General features: G+C 37.0%; 2 protein-coding genes. Both read right to left on the bottom strand.

The window, feature by feature from the left end; genetic code table 11:
• Positions 1-50: 50 nt before the first annotated feature.
• A complete protein-coding gene (hemC, locus tag JSS34_08845; protein MBS0186401.1) occupies positions 51-1,010 on the bottom strand; it encodes a hydroxymethylbilane synthase in 960 nt (319 codons plus the stop codon).
• A gap of 327 nt (positions 1,011-1,337) precedes the next feature.
• The coding region (locus JSS34_08840; GenBank protein MBS0186400.1) for a hypothetical protein at positions 1,338-1,702 on the bottom strand (365 nt) is incomplete at its 5' end.

Below are 1,702 nucleotides of genomic sequence, written 5' to 3'. Positions count from 1 at the left end.
CTCAATATCTCTTCTCTCTCCTTCTTTGTCAATTTAATTGATGACACGCCCTAATTAAAAAGGTCTTTTTTAAGAAGTTGTCCAAGACATTTTCCCAATGTTTCTGCGTTTTCAAAAGGACCTGAAATTGTCCTTATAAGAGACGGAGAGGCTTTAAAAGGGGGAGGGGTGGTTTGAGCTAAAAATCCCTGGATTTGGATTTCATTTTCTCCTATTTTTTTTGCCCACGCTCCGACAGGAATACGACACGAACCATCCACTGATTTTAAAAGGGCTCTTTCGGCTTCTATGCATGTTTGAGTTTCAATATCATTGAGAGGAATAAGAAGGTCTTGGAGTTTCTTATTGGAAGAGAGCACTTCAATACAAATCACACCTTGTCCAGGAGCCGGAACAAAAACCATTGGGTCTAATATTTCTCGAGCCATACCTTCCATCTGAAGACGTTTAAGCCCAGAAAACGATAAAATGGACGCGTCCATCTCTCCATTTTTGATCTTTTGAAGGCGCGTATTCACATTTCCTCTTAAAGGAACAATGATCAAATCAGGTCTGACTTTTAAGGCCTGGGCAGCACGTCTGATAGAAGATGTTCCCAGACGTGCCTGAGGGGGAAGGGAAGCTAAGCTTTCATAGTGAAAAGATACAAAAGCATCTCGAGCTTCTGTTCGTTTTAAAAAGCATGCAAGCATAAGACCTTCTGGAAGTCGCGTGGGCATATCTTTTAAAGAATGGACGGCAAGATCAACTTTCTTAGAAAGAAGGGCATTTTCCAATTCTTTTGTAAAAAGCCCTTTTCCGCCAGAAAGATAAAGAGGTTGATTTAATAAGACATCCCCACTTGTTTTCATAGGATAAAGTTTAATATGACCTTTAAGGGAGGGATAAATTTTTTCAAGTGCGGAAAGAACCATTTGTGCTTGGACCATGGCCATGGGACTTTCACGAGTCCCAATACGTAAAGGAAGAGGGAAGTTGTTAGGCAATTTTAGAAGAGAATTTGTATTCATTTTGACCTAATGGCGAAAGTGAAGCATGCAAAACTTTATGCTATTTTTAAATTTTTTTAAAGACTATAATATTTATAATCATAAATGATTGCTTTGCTATTTTGGATGCTCTAATTAATCCCACAGACCATCTCCTGAGCTTCCACGACTGAGATCTTTACTAAGGGCCTTCCCATTCATCTGATGAAAACTCTTTCTTTGCTAAGTCTCTATATTCCTCTCAACAGAAAGCTCTTAAAAAACTTATTAATAAGGGTCTTAGAACATTATAAGCCTTTAGTTAATTCAGAGGAAGAGGGGGAAGATAGGATACGAAATATCTCTTTATCATGTTTTCTTTTTAGGGCTTTTTTTTAACAGCTCTCTTCGTGCTTTTTTTAAGCGTGGAGTTTCATCTTTTAAAGGATATTTATGAGACATAATTGTATCAATGATATTAAAAAAATCGCTATCTTGTTCTTTTTGAGAGGGCTCAACAGAAGATTCTGAATCTTTAGTGAGACTCAGAGTTGGATAGTCACGATTAAAGTCTTCTATTTGCTTTAAAAAAGAAGTTTTTTCTATTTCCGTTAAATGTTGGGAGGGCAGCAGCTCGTTTAAAGCACATATTTTTGCATATATAAGAACGACTTTTTTTAATAGATCTGCTGCGTAAGTCTTGAAAAGAGATAAGACATTGAAATTTTTGGAGA

Source organism: Pseudomonadota bacterium (assembly GCA_018242545.1).
Lineage (GTDB): Bacteria > Pseudomonadota > Alphaproteobacteria > 16-39-46 > 16-39-46 > 16-39-46.
This window is presented reverse-complemented; position numbering and strand designations above follow the sequence as displayed.